Source organism: Xylanibacter sp. (assembly GCF_057607445.1).
This window is the reverse complement of the sequence record NZ_DBLZAX010000048.1, coordinates 1-1,726: the sequence shown is the minus strand read 5'-3', so window position 1 is coordinate 1,726 and position 1,726 is coordinate 1. Positions and strand designations below refer to the sequence as shown.

The window sequence follows — 1,726 nt, the reverse complement described above, 5'->3', positions numbered from 1 at the left end:
CCTCAATAGTTTTTTGAAATTCCCGTGTGAGGGGGAAAGTTGATTACAAACAGAATAAATTACAGCAGTGAAAGTGACGATACAAATGCAGGAAGAGCAGAAATGTTCTTCCTGTTTTTTAACAGAACTTCAGCAGCTGGCGGGGGAAAGGAGACAGTATGGCAAAGTTCTTAAATTATGAGGACCGGCTGGAGATAGAAAGCGGACTAAAGGAGCACATGACTTTCACAGAGCTTGGAGAGAAACTGGGAAGGGACAGGACTACCATCACAAAGGAGATCAGGAACTATTCCATCGAACAGGACACCGGTTATGGAAGTTACCCGCATAATACCTGCAAGTACAGAAAAGCATGTAAGAGGAAAAAAGTATGTGGGACAAATGACTGCAGGCATCCACTGGTAGCTGTCTGTAAACAGTGTGAACTCATATGCAACCGTTACTGCGAGCATTATGAAGAAGAAATATGTACCCATCGCTTTAAACCGCCATATGTATGCAACGGATGCAGTGAAGTGAAGAAGTGTACGCTGACAAAAACTGTTTACGATGCTCTGGGAGCCCAGAGGCGGGCAACGGATAAGATATCGGAATCCCGAAGCGGGATCCTTGCTACGGAAGGGGAAATCGCCAGACTCAATGAAATCCTGGTGCCGTTGGTAAAACAGGGGCAGTCTATCCATCAGATCTACCTGACACATAAGGATGAACTGATGTGCAGTGAAAAGACCCTCTACAACTACGTGGATGGATGCCTGTTTGATATCAGGAACATAGACCTGCCAAGAAAGGTAAAGTACCGTCCGAGATATAAAAAACCGGAGCTGAAAGTAGACCGTGGATGCCGTGTGGGAAGGAATTATCATGATTACGAAGTATATATGGAACAGCATCCGGACACAGCAGTGGTGCAGATGGATTCCGTGATCGGCAGCAAGGGAGGGAAAGTCCTGCTGACGATATATTTTGTAAATGTGTCACTGATGCTGGGGTTCCTGCGGGAAGCGAACACCTCAAAGTCAGTGATAGATATTTATGATGAACTGTACCACCGGCTGGGAGGGCAGGATTTTAGGAAGCTGTTTCCGGTCATCCTGACGGATAACGGAAGTGAGTTTTCCAATCCCAAGTGTATAGAGAACGGACCGGATGGAAAAGGATTTCAAAGGACGAGGATCTATTACTGCAATCCAAGTGCGCCGTACCAGAAAGCAGAGATCGAGGTGGGACATGAATTTATACGCAGGATCCTGCCGAAAGGAAGAAGCTTTGATGAACTGACGCAGGCAGACGTAGAGCTGATGATGAACCATATCAATTCCTACCGGAGAAAGAAACTGAACGGAAAAAGTCCGTATGAAGCGTTCAGCTTTTATTATGGAGAAGACCTGGCGGAGAGGCTTAGATGCCACGAGGTTGCAGCCAAAGACATCAACCTCACCGCAAGACTTCTCAAAAAGTAACCAGAAGACAGAATAAAGCACAGACCGCCGGCTGAAATAGGAACAGCAGAAGACGTGAATTATGGCTTGCAAAATTTGTAAGCCAAAACTGACGTCCGGTTTTTGTGCAAAAAAATACTCTGCCATAAGGTGATTATATCATAAAAGCAAGGGAAAAAACGGGAAAGTCATTACAAAAGTGGAAAGTCGGGTACAAAATTTGCAGGTCGCTTTCAAAATGTGAAACTCGTTTACAAAACGGGAATCTCGGATGACTATTGAAC

General features: G+C 45.2%; 1 protein-coding gene. It reads left to right on the top strand.

Annotation, left to right across the window (positions count from 1 at the left end):
• Positions 1-158: 158 nt before the first annotated feature.
• On the top strand, positions 159-1,463 hold the full coding sequence (locus ACZMIG_RS14735; RefSeq protein WP_069432380.1) for an IS30 family transposase: 1,305 nt from the start codon (positions 159-161) through the stop codon (positions 1,461-1,463).
• Positions 1,464-1,726 lie beyond the last annotated feature (263 nt).